The 25,793-nt window shown below is 72.6% G+C and carries 22 protein-coding genes; 11 read left to right on the top strand and 11 right to left on the bottom strand.

What is annotated here, in order from left to right:
- Window positions 1-230: 230 nt before the first annotated feature.
- Window positions 231-866 carry a DedA family protein gene (locus ABD954_RS23960; RefSeq protein WP_345488713.1) on the top strand — a complete coding sequence of 212 codons (636 nt, stop codon included), beginning with the start codon at window positions 231-233 and terminating at the stop codon, window positions 864-866.
- Here the strand turns inward: ABD954_RS23960 and ABD954_RS23955 are convergent.
- From ABD954_RS23955 to ABD954_RS23945, 3 genes are read right to left on the bottom strand one after another with little or no spacing between them, the layout of a single operon-like run.
- Window positions 820-1,923, bottom strand: a complete 1,104-nt coding sequence (locus ABD954_RS23955; RefSeq protein WP_345488711.1) for an HAD family hydrolase — start codon at window positions 1,921-1,923, stop codon at window positions 820-822. The two genes, ABD954_RS23960 and ABD954_RS23955, sit on opposite strands and share 47 nt — an antisense overlap.
- Window positions 1,920-4,757: a phosphoribosyltransferase gene (locus ABD954_RS23950; RefSeq protein WP_345492428.1), complete on the bottom strand. Its 2,838-nt coding sequence runs from the start codon at window positions 4,755-4,757 to the stop codon at window positions 1,920-1,922. The genes ABD954_RS23955 and ABD954_RS23950 overlap by 4 nt, the downstream gene beginning before the upstream one ends.
- Before the next feature lie 41 nt (window positions 4,758-4,798).
- Entirely contained in the window at window positions 4,799-6,001 is a 1,203-nt protein-coding gene (locus ABD954_RS23945; RefSeq protein WP_345488709.1) for an HpcH/HpaI aldolase/citrate lyase family protein, read from the bottom strand.
- A 163-nt stretch (window positions 6,002-6,164) separates the two neighbouring features.
- Between ABD954_RS23945 and ABD954_RS23940 the strand changes: the two genes are divergently transcribed.
- Window positions 6,165-7,061 (top strand): TerD family protein, encoded by an 897-nt coding sequence (locus ABD954_RS23940; RefSeq protein WP_382745773.1) that lies wholly within the window; start codon window positions 6,165-6,167, stop codon window positions 7,059-7,061.
- A 197-nt stretch (window positions 7,062-7,258) separates the two neighbouring features.
- Here ABD954_RS23940 and ABD954_RS23935 read toward each other — a convergent pair whose 3' ends face one another.
- The 6 genes from ABD954_RS23935 to ABD954_RS23910 form a co-directional block, all read right to left on the bottom strand.
- Entirely contained in the window at window positions 7,259-7,996 is a 738-nt protein-coding gene (locus ABD954_RS23935) for a TerD family protein (protein WP_345488705.1), read from the bottom strand.
- A 122-nt stretch (window positions 7,997-8,118) separates the two neighbouring features.
- Window positions 8,119-9,261: a DUF475 domain-containing protein gene (locus tag ABD954_RS23930; protein WP_345488703.1), complete on the bottom strand. Its 1,143-nt coding sequence runs from the start codon at window positions 9,259-9,261 to the stop codon at window positions 8,119-8,121.
- 29 nt (window positions 9,262-9,290) lie between these two features.
- Window positions 9,291-9,866 (bottom strand): TerD family protein, encoded by a 576-nt coding sequence (locus tag ABD954_RS23925; RefSeq protein ID WP_345488701.1) that lies wholly within the window; start codon window positions 9,864-9,866, stop codon window positions 9,291-9,293.
- 109 nt (window positions 9,867-9,975) lie between these two features.
- Window positions 9,976-10,551 (bottom strand): TerD family protein, encoded by a 576-nt coding sequence (locus tag ABD954_RS23920; protein WP_345488700.1) that lies wholly within the window; start codon window positions 10,549-10,551, stop codon window positions 9,976-9,978.
- A 187-nt stretch (window positions 10,552-10,738) separates the two neighbouring features.
- Entirely contained in the window at window positions 10,739-11,209 is a 471-nt protein-coding gene (locus tag ABD954_RS23915; RefSeq protein WP_345488697.1) for a peroxiredoxin, read from the bottom strand.
- 141 nt (window positions 11,210-11,350) lie between these two features.
- A complete protein-coding gene (locus ABD954_RS23910; RefSeq protein ID WP_345488695.1) occupies window positions 11,351-11,773 on the bottom strand; it encodes a DUF3052 domain-containing protein in 423 nt (140 codons plus the stop codon).
- Between the two features lie 417 nt (window positions 11,774-12,190).
- On the opposite strand from ABD954_RS23910, the gene aceE reads away from it, so the two are divergent.
- Together aceE and ABD954_RS23900 are read left to right on the top strand one after the other, a co-directional pair.
- The gene (gene aceE / locus ABD954_RS23905; RefSeq protein WP_345488693.1) at window positions 12,191-14,923 is read left to right on the top strand and encodes a pyruvate dehydrogenase (acetyl-transferring), homodimeric type; all 2,733 of its coding nucleotides are present in this window, start codon (window positions 12,191-12,193) and stop codon (window positions 14,921-14,923) included.
- A gap of 114 nt (window positions 14,924-15,037) precedes the next feature.
- Window positions 15,038-15,832 (top strand): potassium channel family protein, encoded by a 795-nt coding sequence (locus ABD954_RS23900; protein WP_382745775.1) that lies wholly within the window; start codon window positions 15,038-15,040, stop codon window positions 15,830-15,832.
- Here the strand turns inward: ABD954_RS23900 and ABD954_RS23895 are convergent.
- Complete coding sequence (locus ABD954_RS23895) at window positions 15,813-16,253, bottom strand: peptidase inhibitor family I36 protein (RefSeq protein ID WP_345488689.1); 441 nt, start codon at window positions 16,251-16,253, stop codon at window positions 15,813-15,815. The two genes, ABD954_RS23900 and ABD954_RS23895, sit on opposite strands and share 20 nt — an antisense overlap.
- Before the next feature lie 156 nt (window positions 16,254-16,409).
- The gene (locus tag ABD954_RS23890; protein WP_345488687.1) at window positions 16,410-18,032 is read right to left on the bottom strand and encodes an MFS transporter; all 1,623 of its coding nucleotides are present in this window, start codon (window positions 18,030-18,032) and stop codon (window positions 16,410-16,412) included.
- Window positions 18,033-18,161: 129 nt separating this feature from the next.
- On the opposite strand from ABD954_RS23890, the gene ABD954_RS23885 reads away from it, so the two are divergent.
- The 7 genes from ABD954_RS23885 to ABD954_RS23855 all read left to right on the top strand — a co-directional run bounded on the left by ABD954_RS23885 (window position 18,162) and on the right by ABD954_RS23855 (window position 25,791).
- Complete coding sequence (locus tag ABD954_RS23885; RefSeq protein WP_345488685.1) at window positions 18,162-18,794, top strand: TetR family transcriptional regulator; 633 nt, start codon at window positions 18,162-18,164, stop codon at window positions 18,792-18,794.
- Window positions 18,795-18,982: 188 nt separating this feature from the next.
- A complete protein-coding gene (locus ABD954_RS23880; protein WP_345488683.1) occupies window positions 18,983-20,272 on the top strand; it encodes an alpha/beta hydrolase in 1,290 nt (429 codons plus the stop codon).
- Window positions 20,273-20,339: 67 nt separating this feature from the next.
- A complete protein-coding gene (locus ABD954_RS23875; RefSeq protein ID WP_345488681.1) occupies window positions 20,340-21,218 on the top strand; it encodes a DUF4429 domain-containing protein in 879 nt (292 codons plus the stop codon).
- Between the two features lie 251 nt (window positions 21,219-21,469).
- Complete coding sequence (locus ABD954_RS23870; RefSeq protein ID WP_382745778.1) at window positions 21,470-22,756, top strand: sensor histidine kinase; 1,287 nt, start codon at window positions 21,470-21,472, stop codon at window positions 22,754-22,756.
- An 8-nt stretch (window positions 22,757-22,764) separates the two neighbouring features.
- Window positions 22,765-23,448 carry a response regulator gene (locus ABD954_RS23865; protein ID WP_345488677.1) on the top strand — a complete coding sequence of 228 codons (684 nt, stop codon included), beginning with the start codon at window positions 22,765-22,767 and terminating at the stop codon, window positions 23,446-23,448.
- Between the two features lie 157 nt (window positions 23,449-23,605).
- The gene (locus ABD954_RS23860; protein ID WP_345488675.1) at window positions 23,606-24,592 is read left to right on the top strand and encodes an alpha/beta hydrolase; all 987 of its coding nucleotides are present in this window, start codon (window positions 23,606-23,608) and stop codon (window positions 24,590-24,592) included.
- Window positions 24,589-25,791 (top strand): acyltransferase family protein, encoded by a 1,203-nt coding sequence (locus ABD954_RS23855; protein WP_345488673.1) that lies wholly within the window; start codon window positions 24,589-24,591, stop codon window positions 25,789-25,791. The genes ABD954_RS23860 and ABD954_RS23855 overlap by 4 nt, the downstream gene beginning before the upstream one ends.
- The last annotated feature ends 2 nt before the right edge of the window (window positions 25,792-25,793 follow it).

Genomic DNA, 25,793 nt, shown 5'->3' with positions numbered 1-25,793 from the left:
CCCGCAAGCCCCGTGCCGCCCCGCTCCCGCTCGCCTTCCCGCTCGCCTTCCCGTTCGCCGCTCCTGTCGGCGGCCCGGTTGCCGGGTCCTGTCGGCCGTGGTCGCCCCGGAGATCTCTCATGATCGTCCACGCTAGCGGGCCCCGGGCCCGCGCACCCTGCGGAAAACCACACCGATCCCTGCGGCCGGCAGCAGTCCACCCCGACGCCCTGATCCCTAGCGTCGAAGGCATGGAAACCTGGATCAACAGCCTGATGGACACCCTCGGCGCGCCCGGTGCGGGCCTCGCCGTGGCCCTGGAGAACCTCTTCCCGCCCATCCCCAGCGAGGTGATCCTGCCGCTCGCCGGCTTCGCCGCCTCCACCGGGCGGATGGGCCTGCTCTCCGCGCTGCTGTGGACCACGGCCGGCTCAGTGGTCGGCGCGCTCGCGCTGTACGGCGTGGGCGCGCTGTTCGGGCGGGAGCGGGTGATCGCGATCGCGGCCCGGCTGCCGCTGGTGAAGGTCGCGGACATCGAACGGACGGAGGCGTGGTTCGCCCGGCACGGCACGAAGGCCGTGCTGTTCGGCCGGATGGTGCCGATCTTCCGCAGTCTGATCTCGGTGCCGGCCGGGGTCGAACGGATGCCGCTGCCGGTCTTCCTGGCCCTCACGGCCCTCGGCAGCGCGCTGTGGAACACCGCCTTCGTCCTCGCCGGGTACGTGCTCGGCGAGAACTGGGAGCAGGTCACCGACTACGTCTCGGTCTACTCGAAGGCGGTGCTCGTCACGGCGGCGGCCGCGGCGGTGTGCTTCGTCGCGCTGCGGGTCGTACGGGCGCTCAGGCCGGGTCGGGGAGCACGCCGGGCGCGGGCCGGCCGGTCGTAGGCAGGGCCGGGGACGGCAGGACGGCCGCGGGGAGACCGGGCGGCGGCAGGGCCGGTTCGGCGGAGAGCTGGCGCGGCGAGCCGTGCTCCCTCGCGGTCGCCCGGAAGCGGCGCAGGATCTCCTCGCCCGCCGCCACGCCCCGCTCGGCCAGCGCCTCCACGTGCGGCGCGGTCCAGTCGGCGTCGGCGAGTTCGCCGTGGCCGGGGCGCCAGGCTCGGTCGGCGGCGAGCAGCAGGTCGGCGTCGAGGAGCGAGTCGCCGGCGGCCAGGGTGAGGGCGGCGCCGGTGCGGCGGGCGACCTCGCGGACGGCGGCGCTCTTGGTGAGCGGCTTCGGCACCGCGTACACCTTGCGGCCCTGCAGCGAGACCGTCCAGCCGCGCTCGCCGGCCCACTCGGTGAACCGTGCGAGCCACTCCTCCGGCAGCCGTTCCCGCTCGACCACGAGATAGGCGAACAGGTCCTCGGCGACCCGGTGCTTGCGCACCCACGACAGGTCGGTGGTGGCGGTGAAGTAGGCGCGGATCTCGGAGAGCGGGGCGCAGGCGTCGGCGATCCGGCGGAGCACGTCGGCGTGCCAGTCGTGGTCGGTGACGCCGTCGACCAGCAGGTGCCCGCCGTTGGCGCAGATCGCGTATGTGGGCGTGTGCGTGTCCCGGGACGTGTGCGGGGACGTGTGCGGGGACACGTGCGTGGGCGGGACGCCGTGTCGACCGCCGTCCGCACCCCGCTCGCCCTCGCCGCCGGGGAGGCTGATCCGCTGGTACTGCTTGCGGGTCCGGGTGGTCGTCGGGACGAAGACGGTCTCCTCGGTGAGCGCCCGCAGTTGGTCGGCGGCCTCCTCCGTCATGTAGGAGAGCGGCTTGGACTCGTGCACCTCGACGCAGAGCAGCCGGGGTGCCTGGGCGTCGGGCATGCCGAGGGCGAGCGCGGCGGTCGAGTAGATGAGGGTGCGGTCGAGGTCGCTCGCGACGAGGACGGGCCCGGAGGCGGCGGGCACGGACCCGGCGGCAGGAGTGGCGGCCGCGGAGGGAGCGGGGGTGACGGGTGCGGAACTCATCGGGACACCACCGCCTTGCCGTCGGCACCTGTCGCACCCCTGGTGTACTGGGGGTGGATCAGGCCGACGCAGCTGTACGGCAGTTCGTCGACCTCCTCGACCGGTACGCCGCGCTGCTCGGCGAGCAGCCGTACGTGGGCCAGGTCGGCGCCGGCGCTCCGCTGGGCGAGGATCTTCCAGGGGACGCGGCGGAGCAGGACCCGGGTGGTCTCGCCGACGCCCGGCTTGACCAGGTTGACGTCGTGGATGCCGTACTCCTCGCTGATCCGCTCGACCGCGGCCCAGCCCTCCCAGGTGGGCGTACGGTCGGCGCCGAGGAGCTCCTTGACGTCGGCGTCGACGGTGTCGGCGACCTCGTCGAAGCGGGCGGTGACGGCGTCGAGGAACGCGCCGGAGACGTCGGAGCCGGCGAGTTCCCGGTAGAACTTGGCACCGTGGAAGTCGTGCGGGCCGACCAGGTCGGAGCGCAGGACGGTGCGCGAGATCAAGCCGGAGACGGTGGAGTTGAGGCAGGCGGAGGGGATGAGGAAGTCCTCGCGGGTGCCGTAGGTGCGCACGCAGGAGCCGGGGTCGGCGAGGACCACGACCTCCGGGTCGAAGTCCCGGAACTCGCCGGACTCCGCGAGCGCGGCGGCCAGTTCGCGGGTGATGGCGCCCTTGCCGGTCCAGCCGTCGACGAAGACCACGTCGGCCGGGTCGTGGTGGGCGGCGAGCCAGCGCAGCGCGTTGGCGTCGATCCCGCGGCCGCGCACGATGGAGACGGCGTAGTGCGGGAGTTCCAGGCCGTGCCGGTGCCCCGCCCAGCGGCGCATCAGCACGCCGACGGGCGTGCCGGCCCGGGCGAGGGAGACGAGGACGGGGCTCCGGCCGGGCCGCCGGGCGCTCCGCTCCGCCAGGACCGTCTCGGTGACGGTGCCGACGGCACGGGCGATACGGGCGGCGGATTCCTCCAGGGCGCTGTGGAACAGCTCCTGGTAGCGCTCGCTGGGCTGGTACTCGACCGGCAGCGACTCGGCGTAGTGCGCGCCGCCGCTCTGGATGGCCTCTTCGCGCTCCTCGGTCGGGGCCTCGAGCTCCACGTCCGAGAGGTCCTGGAGCAGCCAGCCGACCTCCTCGGGCGCGTACGAGGAGAAGGCGGGGCCGCGGAGGGGCTCGGGCAGCATGGAGCTCCTTTCGGGAGCTTCGGGAGCGTCGGGAGCTTCGGGCGTCTGGAGAGCGTCGGCGATCCGAACGGCGTCGGGATTCTGGAGGGCGTCGGCGATCCGAACGGCGTCGGGGTTCTGAAGGGCGTCGGCCGTCCGAACGGTGTCGGCGTCCTGAAGGGCGTCGGTGATCCGAACCGTGTCGGCGATCCGGCCCGTGTCGTCGGTCCGAACCGCGTCGGGCGCTTCCGCGGGCGCGGGGGGCGGTACGTACGAGGGGACGACGGCCAGGAGCACGTGCGGTATGTGCGCGGCGAGCCGGGCGAGCAGGCCGTCCGGGGCGTGGAGCTCCGGGGTGTCCGCGACGGAGTCGACGACGGCGACGACCGCGTCGAAGCCGGCGCCGGCGACGTTGTACGCGTACCGCTCGCCGGGTCCGTCGGCGGGCGCGTCGTGCGCGGGGAAGACGAGCCGGGTCCGTATGGCGTAGCCGGGGTCGTCGACGGCGAGGACCGGCGAGCGGGTGGTGGTGGAGTAGCGGACGTCCGCGCCCGCCCGCTCCAGCTCTTCGGCGAGCCGCAGCGGCGCGTACATCAGCTCCTCGAAGCCGAGGACGAGCACGCGGGGTGCGTCGCCGCCTTGCGCCACCTCGCCGGCCGGCCGGGACGGGGACCCGCCGGTGTCGAGCGCCTCGCGGATGCGGGCGGCCATGGCCGGGAGGGCCGCTTCGAGGCGGGTGCGGTGTTCCGGTGTGAAGCCGTGGCGGCCACCGTCGGGGACTCCGGCCGGCCAGGCCAGGTCCACGCGGACCGGGGCGCGGCGGGGCCCGCGCGGCGCGGGCAGCGCGGTCGGTCCGGTCTGCACGATCGGCCCGGTCTGCACGGGCAGCACCGGGGACGACCCGGACGGCATCGGGGACGACCCGGACGGCACCGGGGACGCCTCGGGCAGCACCGGGGACGACCCGGTCGCGGGGGGACCGTCGGTCGCGCCCGCGGCCTCGTGGCGGGCCACCAGTTCCTGGCCCTTCTCCAGGACGCCGGGCGGGAGGCCCACCGTGCCGGACGCCAGTGTGATCAGGTCGACGCGGGCGCCGAGCTCGGCGGCGAAGGCGGTGAGCCGGTCCCGGTCGGCGGGGCCGCGCATGTCGACGAGGGCGACCACCACGTAGCGCTCGCGCGGGTGGCGTCCGTGCAGGTCGCGGATGGTGTTGAGGACCGTGTTCCCGGTGGAGAACTCGTCGTCGACCAGCACCAGCGGGCCGTCGCCCGCGAGGAGCTTCGGGTCCTCCGGGAGCAGCAGGTGGGAGGTGGCGTGCGAGTGGGACTCCTCGAAGCCGCCGGCCGGGGCGAGACCGGGGACCGGCCGCCGGGTGGAGTGCAGGTAGGGGGCGAGGGCCAGCCCGTCGGCGACGCTGTGGCCGAGGCCGGTCGCGGTCTCCGCGTAGCCGAGGACGACGGCCCGCGCGGCCTCCTCGTCGCCGAGCAGCTCCCGTACCCGTACGCCCAGGCCGTGGCCCGCGTCCCGCACCACCGAGGGGCGCTGCGGCACGTGCTTGCCGAGCACGTTGGAGACCAGCAGGTGGGCGCGCTTGGGGTTGCGGCGCAGTGCGAGGCCCAGCAGGCCCGGTAGCTCCTCGTCGCCGATCAGTTCGACGCCCAGTCGCTCCGCGACCCAGGTTCCGGTCCACACCACGTCGTCGTTGTCCCTTCGTCTGCCGGTGAGTCCGGCGGTCAGCCGGCGAGTCCGGCGGTGAGCAGCTCCACGAAGCCGACGTCCTCGCGGGCGACGCCGAAGACCTCGGCGCGCCGCAGGGTCCGTTCGGCCCACGCGCGGTGGGGCTTCACTTCGTTCATCTTGTTCGTGTAGGCGGATCGGAGCACCCCGCCACCGCCGCGTTCCGGCCGCAGGATGTCCTGGGCGTCGCTGTACTCCTCGTGGCTGACCACGGACAGGGCGTGGACCGGGACCACGTGGGTGGGGTGGATGCAGGTCTTGCCGAGCAGGCCGTTGGCACGGTCGAGCTCGATCTCGCGCAGCAGTCCGTCGAGGTCGTGCTGGATGAGCGCGGTGCGCAGGTCCTCCGCGCGGCCCTCCAGGAAGGGGCTGCGGCGCAGCTGCGGCTTGAACATGCGCTCGCCGGGGCGGAAGTACTCCCAGACGGGGCCGGTGATGGTGAAGCCGGTGCCGTCGGAGCGGCCGAGGACGTTGACGACGTCGCCGATGACGTGGGCGACGATCTGGACGTCGTAGGCGGTCATGTCGGGCGAGCGGCGCAGCCCGTAGTGGGAGCAGAAGTCGGTGACACCGAGGCGGAGGGCGAGGATCCGCTCGCGGTACTTGTCGGTGAGGGCGGCGATGCCGGCCAGGGTCTCGGCCCGGGACTCCAGGTGGAGCAGCTCGGGGGACTCCAGGACGGGCATGGCGAAGAGCCGGTGGCCCGAGGACTGCTCGGCGGCGGTGAGCGCTTCGAGGAAGGGGCGGCCGCGGGCCTCGGTGAACTTGGGCAGTACGAATCCGGACAGCAGCCGTACCGTCTCGCCGAGCCGGGAGACGAGGTCGGTGATCTGGCGGGGCTCGCGGACCCGGACGAACAGCAGGGGCACGTCCGCGCCCGCCGCCGCGCCGCCGTCGGGCCCGTCGCCCGCTTCGGCCGACGCGGCGAGGTCGGCGAACTGGCGGACCAGGTTGTCCTCGCCCGCCTCCACGTCGGCGTCGCTGATGGAGTCCTCCAGGCACAGCACCATGGAGACCACGCCGCGCGCGGCCTGTTTGCGCACGTCGTCGGCGAGCCGGGGCCGGGTGGCCGGGCTGTAGAGCGTGGCTCCCAGCGCCACGGCGAGCGTGCGCGCGGGGGACCCGGCCGAGAACTCGGCGGGCTCCCGGTGGAACAGCCCGCTCCGCGTGGCGGCCGGGATGTGCCCGAAATGACGCATGTATCTCCCCCGACTGGCCCCTGAGGCTCTGACGACATGTGGCCGGTAATAGTACGTAGGTATGGGTGTCCGTAGTTCCCCGAGAACGTGAAGTTCAGGTAACTCGTCCGCATCCGGCCCCCCGCGTTGTCCGGGAGGCGACCGGGCAGGGAAGATGACGGGCATGACGCACGCGATGCTGAAGGGCTCCAACGTCCCTCTCGACACCGCGGCCGTACGGGCCGTGCTCCGCTGGACTCCGGGACCCGGGGTGCCCGACGTGGACGCCTCGGCCCTGCTGCTCGGCGTGGACGGGCGCGTGCGGTCCGACGAGGACTTCGTGTTCTACAACCAGCCGCGCCACCCCTCGGGGTTCGTGCGCCGGCTGGCGAAGAAGCGGGACGCCGAGGGGCTCACGGACACGGTGGAGGCCGATCTGGGCGGGCTCGACGCCTCGGTCGACCAGGTGGTGATCGCCGCCTCCTCCGACGGTGACACCTTCCGGCGCGTCATGGACCTGCGGATCCTGATCTACGACGCGGCGGCGGGGCCCGCGGACCGGGAGCCGCTCGCGCTGTTCGACGTGTCGGCGGAGACCGGCGAGGAGACGGCGATCATCTGCGGCGAGCTGTACCGGCGCGGGGACGGCTGGAAGTTCCGCGCGGTCGGCCAGGGCTACCCGACCGGTCTGGTGGGGCTCGCCACCGACTTCGGCGTGTCGGTGGACGACGCGGCGGAGGGCGCCGGCACGGACCCCGAGACCGACGCCTCCCCCGAGGAACAGGGACAGGGGCAGCCGCAGGCCGGGACCCGGGCGCCCGGTCCGGCGCACGACCCGGACGCGACCATGGTGCACACCCCGTCCGGGGCCGGGGCCGGGACGCCGCCGCCGCCTCCGCCCGTACCCCCGCAGCCCACCGCTCCCCCGGCACCGGCCCCCGCACCGGCCCCCGCACCGGCGTACGGCTATCCGCAGCCGTCGGGCGCACCCGCTCCCGCCCCCGCTGCCGCGTACGGGTATCCGCACGCGGCCCCGGACTTCCGCATGCCGCCGATGGGTCCGCAGTTCGTCGGACGCTGACGCCACGGCGGCCCCCGTGCCCGGCACGGACCGGGAGCCCGCCACGGACCCGGAGGGCGGCGGGGAGCCGGAGCCCGGTACGGACCCGGAGCCCGGTACGGACCCGGAGCCCTGCACGGACCCGGAGCCCGGCACGGACCCGGAGGGCGGCGGGGAGCCGGAGCCCGGCACGGACCGGCAGCCCGGCGCGGGCCCGGTCAGGTCTTCGACTTGTAGCCGCGGCCCCACTGGAGGCCCCACCCGTACAGCCGGTCCAGCTCGGCCTGGAAGCCGTACACGAACCGCACCTCGCGGCGGACGACGAGCTCGTTCTTGACGTTCTCGACGGTGAACACCGCGCAGGAGCGGGCCTGGGGGGCGTCCTCGTCCAGCTCGATCTCGATCCGGGGGCCGTTGCTCGGATAGAGCGTGACCTTGGCCTGCGTGCGGTCGAAGGCCGGGGTCTGGTCGTAGATGTAGACGAAGAACAGCAGGCGCTTGATCGCGTCCCGGTGGTCGAGATTGACGAAGATCGTCTCACCGGACGGCGCCCCGAAGCGGTCGTCGCCGCTGAGCTTCACGTACGGCGGCTCGTTGAGCTCGCCGAAGAAGCCGCCGAGCGGCTGCACCACGCCCTTGCTGCCGTCGGCCAGCTCGTAGAGGCAGCCGAGGTCGAGGTCGACGTTGACGACGCCCTGGGTGTGGGCCTGGACCTCCTCCGGCTTGAAGAGCTTCAGCGGATGGCGCAGCAGGCTGCTCGACTGGCGGGGGCGGCGCTCGATGTCCGAGGACCGCATCCGCCAGGAGAGGTTGACCCGGAGGTTGCCGGTGGCGGCGCCCTGCTTGCTCAGGGAGACGCTGGGGCGCCGTCTGGTCAAGTCGATCGAGTTCGACCCGGGGCTGCCCGAATCGAACGGCTCTCCCCTGCCCGGAAAGAGATTGTCCAGGAAGCCCATGGCTCCGCACCCCCCACACTCGTACCCGTGTCGTCTCCGCCCCCGTACGGCGCCTCACACGCCGCGGGGCGGCCGGGTGCTCCGGCCGCCCCGCAGAGAAGCGTTCCTCATTGCCGGGGTCGTCACACCCCGGACTTCACCCCGGTCTTGCCCGAGGCGTCAGCTTTTCCCTCGGCCGCCGCGATGGCCCGGTTCCTCATGACGGAGGACAGGAACGACGCCGCGATGAGGACGACGCCGATGCCGCCGGTGATCAGCTCGCTGATCTCGTGCTGGATGGTGATGAGCAGGATGACCGCGAGGGCGCCGATGGCGTAGTGGGCGCCGTGCTCCAGGTAGACGTACTCGTCGAGGGTGCCCTGGCGGACCAGGTAGACCGTGAGCGAACGGACGTACATCGCGCCGATGCCGAGGCCGAGCGCCATCCAGAAGATGTGGTTGGTGATGGCGAAGGCGCCGATGACACCGTCGAAGGAGAAGGAGGCGTCGAGGACTTCCAGGTACAGGAAGAGGAAGAACGCCGCCTTGCCGGCCAGGCCGACCGCGGAGACCGGCTTGCCCTGGGCCTTGGCCTTCTCCTCCTCCTCGTGCTCGCGCTCCTCCTCTTCCTCCAGCTTGTTCTCGAAGAAGCCGGACAGGCCGCCGACGATGAGGTACGTGATGAGACCGGCGACACCGGAGAGCAGCACGGTGGAGGACTTGTCCATGTGGCCGGCGCTGGTGTGCGCGTGGGTGGCGAAGGTCATCGCCGTGACCAGCAGGACGATGAGCGCGATGCAGACCGACAGCATGTCGACCTTGCCGAGCTTGGCCAGCGGGCGCTCGAGCCAGCCGAGCCACTTGATGTCACGGTCCTCGAAGATGAAGTCGAGGAAGATCATCAGCAGGAACATGCCACCGAACGCGGCGATCGCCGCGTGGGCGTCGGTGACCAGTGCCTCGTACTGCGCCGGCTTGTCCAGGGCGAGTTCGATGGCTTCGATCGGCCCCACCTTGGCGCTGATGGCGACGATCGCGACGGGGAAGACCAGCCGCATGCCGAAGACCGCGATCAGAATGCCGATCGTGAGGAAGATCTTCTGCCAGAAGGCATTCATCTTCTTCAGGATTCCGGCGTTGACGACCGCGTTGTCGAAGGACAGCGAGATCTCGAGGATCGACAGGATCAGAACGACCCCGAACGCCTCCCACCCCCACTGCCAAGCGGCGAAAGCGAGGCCGATCGCCGTGATGGCGAACGACCACCCGAAGGTTTTCAGAACCACTGTCTACCCCATCGTGTAAGTACGCGGCTTTACGAAACGTTGACCCCGAAGTCTAGAGCGATGCCCCGGAGGCCCGACGCGTACCCCTGTCCCACCGCCCGGAACTTCCATTCGCCGTTGTAGCGGTAGAGCTCGCCGAAGATCATCGCGGTCTCGCCCGAGGCGTCCTCGGAGAGGTCGTAGCGGGCGAGCTCCTGGCCGTCCGCCTGGTTGACCACGCGGATGAAGGCGTTGCTGACCTGACCGAAGGTCTGGCCGCGGTTGTCGGCCTCGTGGATCGAGACCGGGAAGATGATCTTGTCGCAGTGGGCCGGCACCTTGGTGAGGTCCACGATGAGCGATTCGTCGTCCCCGTCCCCCTCGCCGGTGAGGTTGTCACCGGTGTGTTCGACGGATCCCTCGGGGCTCTTGAGGTTGTTGTAGAAGACGAAGTAGTCGTCGCCGAGCACGCGTCCCGACTGGCACAGCAGCGCGCTGGCGTCGAGGTCGAAGGGGGCTCCGGTGGTGGACCGCGCGTCCCAGCCGAGGCCCACGAGCACCTGGGTGAGATCGGGTGCGGCCTTGGAGAGGGAGACGTTTCCTCCCTTGGCGAGCGTGACGCCCATGACGTGGTTCCTCCCCGGTGGTTGCTGCGTGTGCGGGGCGCGGGCGCGCCCGAGGCGCGTCCGGCGCCGCACGGAAGGTGCGGCGCCGGACGAGGTGCGGTGCGTCGGCTCAGACGTTGACGCCGAAGTCCTGCGCGATGCCGCGCAGGCCCGAGGCGTAGCCCTGGCCGACGGCGCGGAACTTCCACTCCGTCCCGTTGCGGTAGAGCTCGCCGAAGACCATGGCCGTCTCGGTCGAGGCGTCCTCGGAGAGGTCGTACCGCGCGATCTCGGCGCCACCGGCCTGGTTCACGACGCGGATGAACGCGTTGCGGACCTGACCGAAGGACTGCTGGCGGTTGTCGGCGTCGTAGATGGACACCGGGAAGACGATCTTGGCGACGTCCTGGGGGACGGCGGCCAGGTTGACCTTGACCTGCTCGTCGTCGCCCTCGCCCTCGCCGGTGAGGTTGTCGCCGGTGTGCTCGACGGAGCCGTCGGCGCTCTTGAGGTTGTTGAAGAAGACGAAGTCCTGGTCGTTGCGGACCTTGCCCTCCGCGTTCACCAGGATGGCGCTGGCGTCGAGGTCGAAGTCCGTACCGGTGGTGGTGCGGACGTCCCAGCCCAGACCGACGGTGACGGCGGTCAGGCCAGGGGCCTCCTTGGTCAGCGAGACGTTGCCGCCCTTGCTGAGGCTGACTCCCACGAGTCCCTCCATTGTTTTCCAGGGGCAGCGCCCCCAGTCGTGCGTTGGCATCGGATCAACGTCTGGATCCTAGTGACGGGTTCCCCGCGGAAACAGACGTTTCGCCCGAGTGTTGGCACCGGAAGCACCGGAGGGGCCACCGGAGGGGCAGCCGGAGGCCCCGGCGGAGGCGCCCTTCCGCGCCCGGTCAGAGGGCCGCGAGCGCCTTGAGACAGTCGTCCAGGTCACGGGCGTCCGGGAGGGCGTTGACCACCGACCAGCGGACCGTGCCGGACCTGTCGATGACGAAGGTGCCGCGCACGGCACAGCCCTTGTCCTCGTCGAAGACGCCGTAGGCACGGGAGACCTCGCCGTGCTTCCAGAAGTCGGAGAGCAGCGGGAACTCCAGGCCCTCCTGCTCGGCGAAGACGCGCAGCGTGTGGATGGAGTCGTTGGAGACGGCGAGCAGCTGGGTCTCGTCGTTGACGAAGCGGTCCAGGTTGTCGCGCAGCTCGCGCAGCTCGCCGGTGCACACGCCGGTGAAGGCAAAGGGGTAGAAGAACAGCACCACGTTCCGGCTCGTCGCGGGGTCCGCGAAGAAGTCGGAGAGCCGCACGGTGCGGCCGTGGTTGTCCTTCAGTTCAAAGTCCGGGGCCTCGGCTCCGACCTCGATCGCCATCGCGTACGTGTCCCTTCGCGCGGCGGCCCACACGTTGGGCCGAAACGGTGAAACCCACCCTACGCAACCGCGGCGGGTGGTCACGGACGCGCAGAGCCCCCGCCGGTGTGGCCGGCGGGGGCTCCGTGCAGCGTATGGGGATCAGCGCTTCGGGGTGCCGAGTCGGGTGCCGACCCAGTCCTTGGCGACGCTGATGCTCTTGGTCTGGGAGAGACCAGCGGTCTGCGCGGCATCGTTGATGTCGCTCGGCTCGATGTAGCCGTCGCGGCCCGTCTTCGGCGTCAGCAGCCAGATCTGGCCGCCCTCCTCCAGGAGGCCGATGGCGTCCACCAGGGCGTCGGTGAGGTCACCGTCCTCGTCACGGAACCACAGCAGCACGACGTCTGCGACGTCGTCGTAGTCCTCGTCCACGAGGTCCTGGCCGATGATGGACTCGATGCCTTCGCGGAGATCGAAGTCGACGTCGTCGTCGTAGCCGATCTCCTGGACCACCTGTCCGGGCTCGAACCCCAGCCTCGCTGCCGGGTTGGTCCGCTCCTCCGCGTGGTCCGCGGTCGCGCTCACGGCTTGCCTCCTGATCATGTATTGGAAAATGCTTCGGCCGCGCGCGGGGGCGCGGCGCTGGCCGTAGTCCACACGTGCCGGGGCGGATCGCGCAAGTACCCGGCCGATGAGACCGCCGAAACGGTGACGTTTGGGGCCGTCTCGCCGCAACCTCCGGCGAGTGCCCGTCGCGCTCCGTGACGAGTCACGCACTCTTCGCCCCGCATTGTGGGGCTCTGCGGCTTCAGTCTGCCGAACATGTTGACGAAACGCATGCGCGGGATGGGCGTAAGGTTGCGATTTGACCGAACACGGCGCCCCGCGAGGGTTACCCCTCGGTAAAGATGACGTTTGCCACCGGCGGGGTACACGATGAACATCCCCGGCCTCAGCGGGGCCTCTTCCCCCGGGGGCTCCACCGACCAGCGAAGGAACAGCGTGGCTTCCGCATCCGATCGCAACCCGATCATCATTGGCGGCCTTCCCAGCCAGGTCCCGGACTTTGATCCCGAAGAGACCCAGGAATGGCTCGACTCCCTGGACGCCGCCGTGGACGAGCGGGGCCGGGAGCGGGCCCGCTACCTCATGCTGCGGCTGATCGAGCGGGCCCGCGAGAAGCGGGTCGCCGTGCCCGAGATGCGCAGCACGGACTATGTCAACACCATCGCCACCAAGGACGAGCCCTTCTTCCCCGGCAACGAGGAGATCGAGCGCAAGGTCCTCAACGCCACCCGCTGGAACGCGGCCGTGATGGTCTCGCGCGCCCAGCGGCCCGGCATCGGTGTCGGCGGCCACATCGCGACCTTCGCCTCCTCGGCCTCGCTCTACGACGTCGGCTTCAACCACTTCTTCCGCGGCAAGGACGAGGGCGACGGCGGCGACCAGATCTTCTTCCAGGGCCACGCCTCCCCCGGCATCTACGCACGCGCCTATCTGCTCGACCGGCTGAGCGAGACGCAGCTCGACGCCTTCCGCCAGGAGAAGTCGAAGTTCCCCGAGGGCCTGTCCTCCTACCCGCATCCGCGCCTGATGCCGGACTTCTGGGAGTTCCCGACCGTCTCGATGGGCCTCGGCCCGCTCGGCGCGATCTACCAGGCCCGGATGAACCGCTACATGGAGGCGCGCGGCATCGCCGACACCTCCAAGTCGCACGTGTGGGCCTTCCTCGGCGACGGCGAGATGGACGAGCCGGAGTCCCTCGGCCAGCTGACCATCGCGGCCCGGGAGGGCCTCGACAACCTCACCTTCGTCGTCAACTGCAACCTCCAGCGGCTCGACGGCCCGGTGCGCGGCAACGGCAAGATCATCCAGGAGCTGGAGTCGGTCTTCCGCGGTGCCGGGTGGAACGTCATCAAGCTGGTCTGGGACCGCTCCTGGGACCCGCTGCTGGCGCAGGACCGCGACGGCGTGCTCGTCAACAAGATGAACACCACGCCGGACGGCCAGTTCCAGACGTACGCGACGGAGACCGGCGCCTACATCCGCGACCACTTCTTCGGTGACGACCAGCGGCTGCGGGCCATGGTCGAGAACATGACCGACGACCAGATCCTGCACCTGGGGCGCGGCGGCCACGACCACCGGAAGATCTTCGCGGCGTTCTCGGCGGCCAAGGCCCACAAGGGCCAGCCGACGGTGATCCTCGCCAAGACCGTCAAGGGCTGGACGCTGGGCCCCAACTTCGAGGGCCGCAACGCCACCCACCAGATGAAGAAGCTGACGGTCGACGACCTCAAGCGCTTCCGCGACCGGCTGCACATCCCGATCACGGACAAGCAGCTGGAGGACGGGCTGCCGCCGTACTACCACCCGGGCCGGAACTCCGAGGAGATCCAGTACATGCACGACCGCCGCAAGGCGCTCGGCGGGTACGTGCCCACGCGGGTGGTCCGCGCCAAGCCGCTGGCACTGCCCGAGGACAAGACCTACGCGGCGGTGAAGAAGGGCTCGGGCCAGCAGTCGATCGCGACCACGATGGCCTTCGTCCGGCTGCTCAAGGACCTGATGCGGGACAAGGAGATCGGCAAGCGCTTCGTGCTGATCGCGCCGGACGAGTACCGCACCTTCGGCATGGACTCGTTCTTCCCGAGCGCCAAGATCTACAACCCGCTCGGCCAGCAGTACGAGGCCGTGGACCGCGAACTGCTCCTCGCCTACAAGGAGTCCCCGACCGGCCAGATGCTGCACGACGGCATCTCCGAGGCGGGCTGCACCGCCTCGCTGATCGCCGCCGGTTCGGCGTACGCCACGCACGGCGAGCCGCTGATCCCGGTCTACGTCTTCTACTCGATGTTCGGCTTCCAGCGCACCGGCGACCAGTTCTGGCAGATGGCCGACCAGCTCGCCCGCGGCTTCGTGCTCGGTGCCACCGCCGGCCGCACCACGCTGACCGGCGAGGGCCTCCAGCACGCGGACGGCCACTCGCACCTGCTGGCCTCGACCAACCCGGCGTGCGTCGCCTACGACCCCGCCTTCGGCTACGAGATCGCCCACATCGTCCAGGACGGTCTGCGGCGCATGTACGGCCCCGAGGCCGAGGACGTCTTCTACTACCTGACCGTCTACAACGAGCCGATCCAGCACCCGGCCGAGCCCGAGAACGTGGACGCCGACGGCATCCTCAAGGGCATCTACCGCTACAGGGCGGGCGAGGCCGGCGCGATCCCCGCGCAGATCATGGCCTCCGGCGTCGCCGTGCCGTGGGCGGTCGAGGCCCAGCGGATCCTCGCCGAGGAGTGGAACGTCCGCGCCGACGTCTGGTCCGCCACCTCCTGGAACGAGCTGCGTCGCGACGCCGTGGCCGTCGAGGAGCACAACCTGCTCCACCCGGACGAGGAGCAGCGCGTCCCGTACGTGACGCGCAAGCTCCAGGGGGCCCAGGGTCCGTTCGTGGCCGTCTCCGACTGGATGCGCGCGGTGCCGGACCAGATCTCCCGCTGGGTGCCGGGCAGCTACACCTCGCTGGGCGCGGACGGCTTCGGCTTCGCGGACACCCGCGGCGCGGCCCGGCGCTACTTCCACATCGACGCCCAGTCGATCGTGCTCGCGGTGCTCACGGAGCTGGCCCGGGACGGCAAGGTGGACCGCTCGGCCCTGAAGCAGGCCGTGGACCGCTACCGGCTGCTCGACGTCGCGGCCGCCGACCCGGGCATCGCGGGCGGCGACGCGTGACGCCGTAGCGCCGTCTCCGGCGCCGCAGCCGGAGTCGACCTAGCACATACCACCTGGTGAGGGGCGGTGGGACCGTGGTCCCGCCGCCCTTCGGCGTTCCCTACGATGCCGGGCATGAAGGAACACTGGGAAGAGCGCACCCGGACGCCGCTGCTGGCGCTGGCGGTGGCGTTCGGCGTCGCCTACGCCGTGCCGATCGTGGCACCGGGCGCCGACCCGTGGGTGCACCGGCTGTGCGCCCGGGTGGAGTGGGTGGTGTGGGCGGTGTTCGCCCTGGACTATCTGGTCCGGCTGGCGATCGCACCGGCCCGGTGGGCCTTCGTGCGCAGCCATCCGCTGGACCTGCTCGCGGTGGTGCTGCCGATGGTGCAGCCGCTGCGGCTGCTCAGGGTGGTCTCGACGCTCCTCCTGGTGGGCCGGCGGGCCCGGATGGCCCCGCAGATCACGCTCACCACGTACGTGGCGGGCGCGGTGGTCGGACTGATGATGTTCGGCTCGCTGGCCGTGCTCCACGTGGAGCGGGACGCGCCGGACGGCAACATCAAGACGCTCGGTGACGCCGTGTGGTGGTCCTTCACCACGATGACCACCGTCGGCTACGGCGACCACGCCCCGACCACGGGTCTGGGCCGGGTGCTCGCGGTCGGACTGATGCTGTCCGGGATCGCGCTGCTCGGTGTGGTGACCGCGAACATCGCGGCCTGGTTCATCGCCCGCTTCGAGCGGGACGACGCGGTCGAGCGCCGGCAGACGGAGCTCCTGGAGGCGCTGGCCCTGGAGGTGCGGGAGCTGCGGGCCGAGGTCGCGCGCCTCTCGGCCCCGCCGCCGGCACAGGCCGCCTCGGAGCCTCCCCCGCCGTCGGCACAGGCCGCCTCCGAGCTGCCCGCGCCTACCGCTCCCACAGCTTGAACGCCCTGACCTTGTAGGGCGTCTGGGGCACCCAGGTCCCGCGCCCGGGGTAGGTCTCGAACTCGCCGGTCTCCGCGCACTCGGCGGACTGGTAGGTGGTGACCGGCCGGCCGGTGCGGTTGGCGAGCGCCTGGGCGCTCATGCCGGCCGGTAAGGCCGTGCAGCTCTCGATGTCGACCGAGGCCAGCTCGTGGGTCACCGCCCGTCCCTTGAAGTCCGCCTTGGGCCACAGACACAGCTGCCCGGGCCCGCAGGCGCCGAGGGTCGTGGCGGCCGGTGCGGCAGCGCCGGGTGCGACGGCGGGAACGGCGGCAGACGGTGACGCGGCGGGTGCGGTGCCCGGCGCGGCCGAGGAAGCGGCCGGGGCCGCGACGAGGGCGGTCAGGACGGCCGCCGCGGCGAGGAAGGTCTTGGTGTACATGCAGGTGAACCCCCATTTCGTAACTCTGCGTAGTCACGAGCATGGGGCAGGGCGCACCCGGGACGGAAGAGGGGCCGCCCCCGTTCCTTCGAACGGGTGACGGCCCCTTAAGGGAACCCCGAGGGAGGGACCCCCGGCAGGGGGCACCCGACGGCGTCAGATGTGTCCGACCCCGGCGCCCGCCTCGGCGTTGGCACCGCGCTTGGTGAGCGTGGCGACGAGCGCCGCGACGACGGCGACCGCACCGGCGACGGTGAAGGCGAGGCCCATGCCCTGGAGGAAGGTCTCGTGGATGACCTTGCCGATGGCCGACAGCATGTCGGGCGTCATGCCCGGCGCCTTGGCCAGCTCCGGCGGCACCATGCCGAACTCGGCCGCCTGCTCCAGGCGCGGGTCGGCGGGAACGGGGATGCCGGCGTCCTTCCAGTTGTCGGCGAAGGAGCCGGACACCTTCGACGCCATGACCGCGCCCAGCACCGCCGTACCGAGCGCGCCGCCGACCTGCATCGCGGCCTGCTGGAGTCCGCCGGCGACGCCGGACAGCTCCAGCGGCGCGTTGCCGACGATGACCTCGGTGGCGCCGACCATCACCGGGGCGAGGCCGAGGCCGAGGAGGGCGAACCAGAGGGACATGGCGAGCGTGCCGGTGTCCGCGTCGAGGGTGATCATGCCGAACATGGCGACGGCCGTGCAGACCATGCCGCCCACCAGCGGGACCCGCGGACCGAACTTGGTGATGAGCGCGCCGGCCAGCGGCGAGGAGACGATCATCATGGCGGTCAGCGGCAGCAGGCGCAGACCGGCGTCGATCGGGCCGAGCCCCTTCACGCCCTGGAGGTAGAAGGTCACGAAGAACAGGCCGCCCATGAAGGCGAAGGCCATCAGGACCATCAGCACCACGCCGGCCGAGAGCGGCACGGAGCGGAACATGGCGAGCGGGATGAGCGGTTCCTGGACCTTGGTCTCCCAGACGGCGAAGACCGCGAAGAGGACGAAGGCGCCGATCAGGCAGCCCCAGGTGCTGGCGCTGCCCCAGCCCCACTCGGCGCCGGCCTGGATGAGGCTCCACACGAGCAGGCCCATCGCGGCGGAGAGCAGCACGATGCCGAAGACGTCGAAGGAGCGCGGGGCGTTCTCGGCGCGGTGGTCCTTGAGGATGACCAGGCCGAGGACGAGCGCGAGGACGCCGACCGGCACGTTGATGAAGAAGACGGACTGCCAGCTGACGTGCTCGACGAGGAAGCCGCCGAGGATCGGGCCGCCGGCGGTGGAGGCGCCGATGACCATGCCCCAGATGCCGATGGCCATGTTCAGCTTCTCGGCGGGGAAGGTGGCGCGCAGCAGTCCGAGCGCGGCCGGCATGAGCAGGGCGCCGAAGAGGCCCTGGAGGACGCGGAAGACGATGACGGCCGCGATCGAGTCCGAGAGGCCGATCGCGCCGGACGCGGCGGCGAAGCCGGCGATGCCGAGGAGGAAGGTCTGCCGGTGGCCGAAGCGGTCGCCCAGCTTGCCCGCGGTGATGAGGGCGACGGCGAGCGCGAGCAGGTAGCCGTTGGTGATCCACTGCAGCTGGTCGAGGGTGGCGCCGAGGTCGGCCTGGATGGCGGGGTTGGCGATGGCGACGATCGTGCCGTCGAGCGCCACCATCATGACGCCTGCGGCGACGGCGAAGAGGGTCAGCCAGGGGTGGCCACGCAGTCCCTTCGCCGGGCCCGCCAGGGGCTCCCGGTCACCCCCATGACCCTGCGGGGCCTTTTCCACGGTGGTCTGACTAGTCATACCGACGAGGCTAGTGTCAGCCACTGACAATTGACAAAGCGATTCACGCGCCGGTAACTGTCACGTAGCTCACAGGTACGCTGAGCCGGACGAAGTGGCCAAAAGAGGACCGGAAAGAGGACCGCCGACGTGACCGTTGTCCCCGGTCTGCGCGAGCGCAAGAAGCAGCGCACCCGTGACGCGCTCATCCGGGTCGCCCTGGAGCTGTTCACCACGCAGGGCTTCGAACGGACCACCGTCGACGAGATCGCCGACTCCGTCGACGTCTCCCAGCGCACCTTCTTCCGCTACTTCGCCACCAAGGAGGACGTGGCCTTCGCCGTCCAGCAGATGGTGGAGGAGCGGTTCGTGCGCGCCCTCGGGGAACGGCCGCCCGAGGAGGGCCCGTTCGACGCCATGCGCAACGCCGTCCTCAGCGCCTGGGACACCATCGGCGAGGCGATCGCCGAGGTCGTCCCCGTCGAGCTGTACCTGCGCACCTTCCAGCTCATCGAGTCGACGCCGGCGCTCCTCGCCGTGCACCTGCGCCGCTCCACGGAGATGGAGGAGACCATCGCCCGGCTGATCGCCGAGCGCGAGGGGCTCGACGTGGACGAGGACCCGCGCCCCCGGATCGCGGTGGCCGCGTTCAGCGGCGTCATGCGGGTGACGGGGCAGCTGTGGGGCCGGAGCGAGGACCCGACCCTGGAGTCGATGCGGGAGCTCACCGGGAAGTACCTGGACCACCTGGGCCCGGCCCTCGCGCAGCGCTGGAGGGCGTGACCGGGGGCTCGCGCGAGGCCCCGCGCACGCGCGAGCGGACCCCCACCGCCCCACCACCCCGCCGTAGGGCCTCCCGCACGACCAGGCGTACGACCGCGCGTACGGTGCGTCACCATGCCCCGTCCCGTGGGTGATCCGCGTCACTCGTCCGCGCGGGCCCGGCCCGGCGCCCCCTAGGGTGACGGCCGATGCCTTCCTTCGATTCCTCCCCCACCCTGTCCGCGTGGCGGATGCTGCTCGCCCTCGCCGTCGTGTTCGTGCTCCTGGCGACCACCGGGTGGACCACGATCCGGCAGCAGCGCACGCCGGGGCAGATCCGGGAGCAGGCGCTGGCCGCCTGGGCGCACGGCAGGATCGGCCACCGCGCGCTGCCCGATCCGACGGCCCCGGCCCGTACGATCGCCGCGTTCTTCGCCGCCATAGGCCCTGCCCAGGGAGCCCGGCTCGCCGACGCCCACCCGCTCGTGGTCGGCAACCTGAACGGCGCTCCGGTGACCCTGCGCTACCGCGCCAACCGGGTGTCCCTGGCCCGCGCCCTCGCCGTCGAGCGGGCGCGCGTCGACGATCCCCGGCTCACCGCCGACGGCCGCCTCCAGGCGCGTCGCCTGGCCCACCGCTTCGCCTCCCTGCTGCGCCCCGGCCGCCAGATCCTCGCCTTCGACCCCACGGGGACGGGACGGGCCGCGGAGGTGCTCGGCGACCTGGAGCGGGCCCGGCGGGTGTCGGTGGTCGTGCCCGGGGTCGACACCAACCTCCTGACCTTCCAGCGCACCGCCCGCCGCTACTCCGCGCCCGTCGGCATGGCCGACTCCCTGTACGCCGCCGAGCGGCGGGCCGCGCCCGGCACCCGTACCGCCGTCATCGCCTGGGCCGACTACACCGCCCCCGTCGGCGTCGGCATCGACGCCGCCATCGGACGGCTCGCCGAGAGCGGCGCCGTCCGCCTCGTCGGCCTCACCACCGCCCTGCCCGGCGACGCGCCGGTCACCCTCTTCTGTCACAGCTACGGCTCCGTGCTGTGCGGGGTCGCCGCGCCCCGGCTGCCCGCCCGGGTCACCGACGTGGTGGTGGCCGGCAGCCCCGGCATGCGGGTCCAGCGGGCCGCCGACCTCGGCACCGCGGCCCGGATCTGGGCCATGCGCGACGCCGACGACTGGATCGCGGACGTGCCCCACATGGACCTCGGCGGCGTCGGGCACGGAGCCGACCCGGTGGCGCCGGAGTTCGGGGCGCGGCTGCTGTCGGCGGCCGGGGCCGAGGGGCACACGGGCTACTTCGAACCGGGCACGCGCAGCCTGGAGAACTTCGCCGCCCTGGGGGTCGGCGCGTACGGGCGCCTGACCTGCGCGGTGGCCGAGTCCGGTGGCCCGGACCCGGTGGCGGGCGACGCCGCGGACGGCTCCGGCGACGGCACGATCGGCGGTGACAGCGCTTGCCTCCGTGGAATCTCCGGTGTGCCGGTGTCCCCACGCGCGTAGACCACGGCGAATTTACGATGGTCGCGGAGGGGCGACGTCGGGGCATAGGCCGCATACGATGAGGCGTATGGGTGATGTGCTGGCCGGAATTCATGCCACCTGGGAGTTCGAGAGCGACGCCGTCGTCATCCGCTTCGAACGGGGGAACCTCACCAACCGCATGCCGAAGCTGTTCCAGGCGCTGCGCGAGCGGCGGGTGCCGCACGAGGCGCTGGAGGCCGTGACGCTCGCCCCGGGCAAGCGGGGCACCGTCGTGCTGCGCGCCGTGCCGAGGGCGGGCGCCGATCCCCTGATGGAGGCGGCGGCGGGACAGCTGAAGGACGAGTGCGATCCGTACCGCCTGGTGCTGCCGGCCGACCGGGAGACGCTCGCGGAGTACTACCGCGACGAGCTGCGTTCCGTCCTCAGTCCGTACGACGCCGGGCGGCCCGCGGACGGCTTCCTGGTGGAGGCGCCGGAAGGGCCGCAGTCCTTCAAGGCGTACGACGGGAAGGCCGCCTTCGACGGACGGTCGGAGGTGACCTTCCGCTGGTCCTGGTCGGGGGCGTCCTCGGAGAAGTGGAAGGCCGGGGACCAGACCTTCCGGGTGGGCGAGCTGAGCGGCGTCGAATGGCGCTCGCCGGAGGTCCTGGACGGATATCTGCGGCTCGTGCCGCGCGAGGGGCCCGACGAGCGGGCCGTCCAGCCGGACCACGACCCCGCGTCCGTCGTCTTCGGCCTCGGCTACGGGCCGGTGCACGAGTCCCTGCCCTTCGCCGCGGCCGTGCTGGCCGCGATCCGCAGGGCCTCGCCGCGCGTCCCGGCCCTGCCGGGGGCGGGGGCCCGTCCGCGGGACCCCGCGGGGGTTGCCGAAAGGATTCGGCACCTGGGGGAGCTGCATCGGGCGGGGCTGGTGACGGACGAGGAGTTCTCCGTGAAGAAGGCCGAGCTGCTGGCGGAGCTGTAGGGGCGGCGGGGCTCCTGCGTCCCCGCGCCCGCCCGATCGGCCCCGCCCGCCCAATCGGCCCCGCAACGCCCGAGCGACCCCGCCCGCCCGATCGGCCCCGGCGGGCCCGGTCGGGCGGGGGCCCCGCGAACAGGCGACGCGGACCCCGGTGTTCGGCCCGGCCCCGGCCCCCGTGCTACCCCGGTACGAGGCCCGGGACCCCACTCCGGTATGACGGCGGGCGGGCGGGCGCTGCCTACGCTGGGGGCGTCATGAAGGATGCATCGCGGCGTCGGCCGCCCATGTCAGAGTTGGTTCGCGGCTTCGGGCCGCCCGTCGGGGGCGGGGAAGCGCTGTTCGGGCGGGCGGCGTCGGGGTGGGTGCGGTGGGTGCCGTACGGGATCGCGTTCGCGCTCGTCGCGACGCTGCTGCCGGTCACCATCACCGTGCTCGTGCACGAGTACCACGTCAACGGCGCCCTCGCCGGAGCGCTCGGCACGGCGCAGGCGGCGCCGCTGCTGCTCGCGGTGAGCCGGCCGCTCCGGGCCTGGTGGGTGATCTTCACGGCGGACGTGGCCGGCGGCTTCGTGCTGCTCGCCGCCGACGGCGGCGACCACCTGCCCTGGCCGTGGACCCCCATGATCGTCGTCGGCTACCTCTTCCTGATGCTCGCCCTGGGGCTGCGCGAGTCCCGGCGCGCCCTCGTCGGGGTGTGGCTGGCGACCGGCGCGGCGGGGGCCGTCTTCGAGCTGGTGTCCCCGCAGCGGCAGGGCGGCGGGATCACCGTGCTGCTGTTCGTGCTCAGCGGGATCCTGCTGCTGCTCACCGCGACCCTGCGCGGCCGCGGCGAGGCCGAGCGGCGGCTCGTCGAGCAGGAGACCATCAGCGAGGCCGAACGGTCCCGCCGCACCCTCCTGGAGGAACGCACCCGGATCGCCCGCGAGCTGCACGACGTGGTCGCCCACCACATGTCGGTGATCACCGTGCAGGCCGACTCCGCCCCGTACCGCATTCCGGAGCTCCCGGACGCGGCCCGCGAGGAGTTCGCCTCGATCGCGGCCGGGGCGCGGGAGTCGCTCGCCGAGATGCGGCGGCTGCTCGCGGTGCTGCGCAGCGACGGCACGGACGGCGAACGCGCCCCGCAGCCGGGCCTCGACCGGGTGCAGCAGCTGGTCGAGGCGACGGTACGGGCCGGGGTGCCGGCCGAGCTGTCGATGGCCGCCGGCCTCGGGGACTCGGTCGAACTGTCGCCGGTGGTGGACCTGTCGGCGTACCGGATCGTGCAGGAGGCGCTGGCCAACGTCGTCCGGCACGCGCCGGGCGCGGCCACCCGCGTGTCCGTCCGGGCCGACGAGGAGGGCTGGTTGCACATCCTCGTCGTCAACGGGCCCGCCGAGGAGCGCACTTCTCCACTGGAGGGCGGCACGGGCACCGGTCACGGGCTCGTCGGCATGCGCGAGCGCGTACGGTTGACGGGCGGCTCGCTCGACACCGGGCCGCTGCCGGACGGGGGCTTCCGGGTCGCCGCCCGGCTGCCGACGCGCACCGCCGACAGCTGAGGAAGCCCGTGACCATCCGCGTGATCATCGTCGACGACCAGGCCATGGTGCGGGCGGGTTTCGCCGCCCTGCTCGCCGCGCAGCCCGACATCGACGTGGTGGGCGAGGCGCCGGACGGGCGGCAGGGCGTGGACGTGGCCCGCTCCGCACACCCCGACGTGGTCCTCATGGACGTGCGCATGCCCGAACTCGACGGGCTGTCGGCGGCGCGGGAGATCCTCAACCCTCCGCCCGGGGTGGTCCACCGGCCGAAGGTGCTGATGCTCACCACCTTCGACGTGGACGACTACGTGTACGAGGCGCTGCGTGCCGGCGCCTCCGGCTTCCTCCTGAAGGACGCGCCGCCGGCCGACCTGATCGGCGCGGTGCGGGTGGTCGCGGCCGGCGAGGCACTGCTCGCGCCGTCCGTGACCCGGCGGCTGATCGCCGACTTCGCCGCGCAGCGGCCGGCGCCGCGCGCCGACCGGGCGGCGCTGCGCCTCAACGGCCTCACCCCGCGCGAGACGGAGGTCCTGGAGCTGATCGCCCGGGGCCTGTCGAACCAGGAGATCGCCGGCCACCTGGTCCTCGCGGAGCAGACCGTGAAGACCCACATCGGCCGGGTGCTGGCCAAGCTGGACCTGCGGGACCGGGCGCAGGCGGTCGTCTTCGCGTACGAGTCGGGCCTGGTGACGCCTGGTCAGGGGAGGTAGCCACCGGGGGTCTGCCCCACCCCCGTGCGGGGGCCCGCTGCTCGTCCACCCCGTACCCCGGTATCGGTTCGCGGTTGGCGCCCCGGTGTGACGTCCGGCCACCCCTCCTCTTCCTACCTTCCTCTCGCTCAGGACGGGAACGGAAGGGGAGACGCAGATGCGCCGGTTCACGAGGACCCTGGTCGCCGCCGCGCTGACCGCCACCATGGTGGCGGGGACAGCGGGCTGGGCGTCCGGGAACGGCCAGCGGGCCGTCACCGGGGCCCCGGTGGGTACGGCGGCCTGGCGGGCCGACGGGCTGCCCGACCCGGAGGCCCTGTCACCCGGCCAGGTACGGGACTTCTTCCGGGTGCGGGCCCCGGGTGCCGAGCGGCAGCGGGCGCTGGTGGCCGCCCACCCCGGCGTCGTCGGCAACCTCGACGGTGCCCCGCTGGCCCTGCGCTACGCCGCCAACGCCCGGACCGCCGGGACCCGCTTCCCCGGGCAGCAGATCCTCGCGTACGACCCCCGGGGCCGCGGCCAGGTGGTGCTGGCGTACGGGGACCTGGCGCGGGCCGCGCACGTGGCGGTCATCGTGCCCGGGTCCGACGTCGACGCCGGGAACCTGGCCTCCCTCACCCGCAAGGCGACCGCGCTGCGCGCCGCCACCGGCGGCCGGACGGCGGTCGTCGCCTGGGCCGGCTACACCACGCCCGTCGGCGTCGGCCTCGACGCGGCCTCCGGTGACCTCGCCGAGGCCGGCGCGGAACGGCTCGTGCGGTTCGCCGACGGGCTCGCCGCCGTCGGGGTGGCCGAGCCCTCGCTGTTCTGCCACAGCTACGGATCGGTCGTGTGCGGTCTGGCCGCACACCGGCTGCGGGCCAGGGACCTGGTCGCCGTCGCCTCCCCCGGGATGCGCGCGGACGACGTGACCGCCCTGGACACCACCGCCCGGGTCTGGGCCGCCAAGGACCCCACCGACTGGATCGACCGGGTCCCGAACGTGGAGTTCGCCGGCCTCGGCCACGGCACCGACCCCACCGCCCCCGCCTTCGGCGCCCGCCGGGTGCCCGCGGGCGACGCCCACGGCCACGACGGCTACTTCGCGCCCGGGACCGCCTCCCTGCGCGCCTTCGCCGCGATCGCGAACGGAGAGGCCCGATGAGGACGCACCGCGTCGTCGAGAGGATCGAGTCGGCCACCCCCGCCCACCGCGACCGCGCGATCGACGGGCTGCGCGCCCTGGCCCTGCTGGCCGTGCCCACCGGGCACTGGCTGCTCGGCGGGTTCACGCTCTCCCCCGACGGCGCGCTCCACAACGCCAGCCCGCTGTCCGCCTTCGGCGGCCTCGCGCCCGTCAGCTGGATCCTCCAGATGCTGGGCATCTTCTTCCTGGTCGGCGGCTACGCCTCCGTGCTGTCGTACCGGCGCCACGAGGGCCCCACGAGTGCCTGGCTCAAGGGGCGCCTCGCCCGGCTCGGGCGGCCCGTGCTCGGCGTCACCGCCGTGTGGGCGGTGCTGCTGCCGCTGCTGCACCACGGGTTCGGGGTGCCCGAGGCCACCCTGCGCACGGCGTCGACGCTGGTGATCCAGCCGCTGTGGTTCGTCGGCGTCTACACCGTGGTCACCGCGCTCACCCCGTACTGCGTGCGCGCCGCCCGCCGGCTCGGCGTCTGGGCGGCGGCCCCGCTGCTCGGCTCGGTCGCCGCCGTCGACCTGTTGCGCTACGGGCCGTACGCGGAGACCGTGCCCTCCTGGCTGAGCGTCCTGAACGTCCTGCCCGGCTGGCTGTTCGCCTACCAGCTCGGTGCCTCCTGGGCCGAGCGCCGGGTCACCCGCCGCCACGCCTGGGGGCTGCTCCTGGGCGGCGCGGCGCTGTTCGCCGCCCTGCTGCTGTGGTGCGGCTACCCGACCTCGATGGTGGGCGTCCCCGGCGAGGCGCGCACCAACTCGCACCCGCCTTCGCTGCTGGTCCTGGCCCTCGCCGCCGCGCAGAGCGGCGCGGCGGTCCTGCTGCGCGAGCGGCTCAGGCGGTTGCTCGCCCGGCCCGCGCTGTGGGCGCCGGTGGTCGTGGTCAACCTGTCGGCGATGACGGTGCTGTGCTGGCACCAGACGGCGATGGTGGCCGCCGCGATCCCCGCCTCGTACGCGGGTGAGGTCCCCGGCCTGGTGGGCGCGCCGGACTCGGCCGGCTGGATCCTGGCCCGGCTCGCCTGGATGCCGGTGTTCGCGGGGCTGCTCGTCCTGATCGGCCGGTACGCGCGGGGCTTCGAGTCGCCGTGGACCCGCGCCGGCACGGCCCGCCGGGCGGCGGCGGGCGTCCTGGCGGCGGGGTTCGCGGTCTTCGCCCTGGGCCTGGCGTGAGG

This window comes from Streptomyces roseoviridis (assembly GCF_039535235.1).
Lineage (GTDB): Bacteria > Actinomycetota > Actinomycetes > Streptomycetales > Streptomycetaceae > Streptomyces > Streptomyces roseoviridis.
This window is presented reverse-complemented; position numbering and strand designations above follow the sequence as displayed.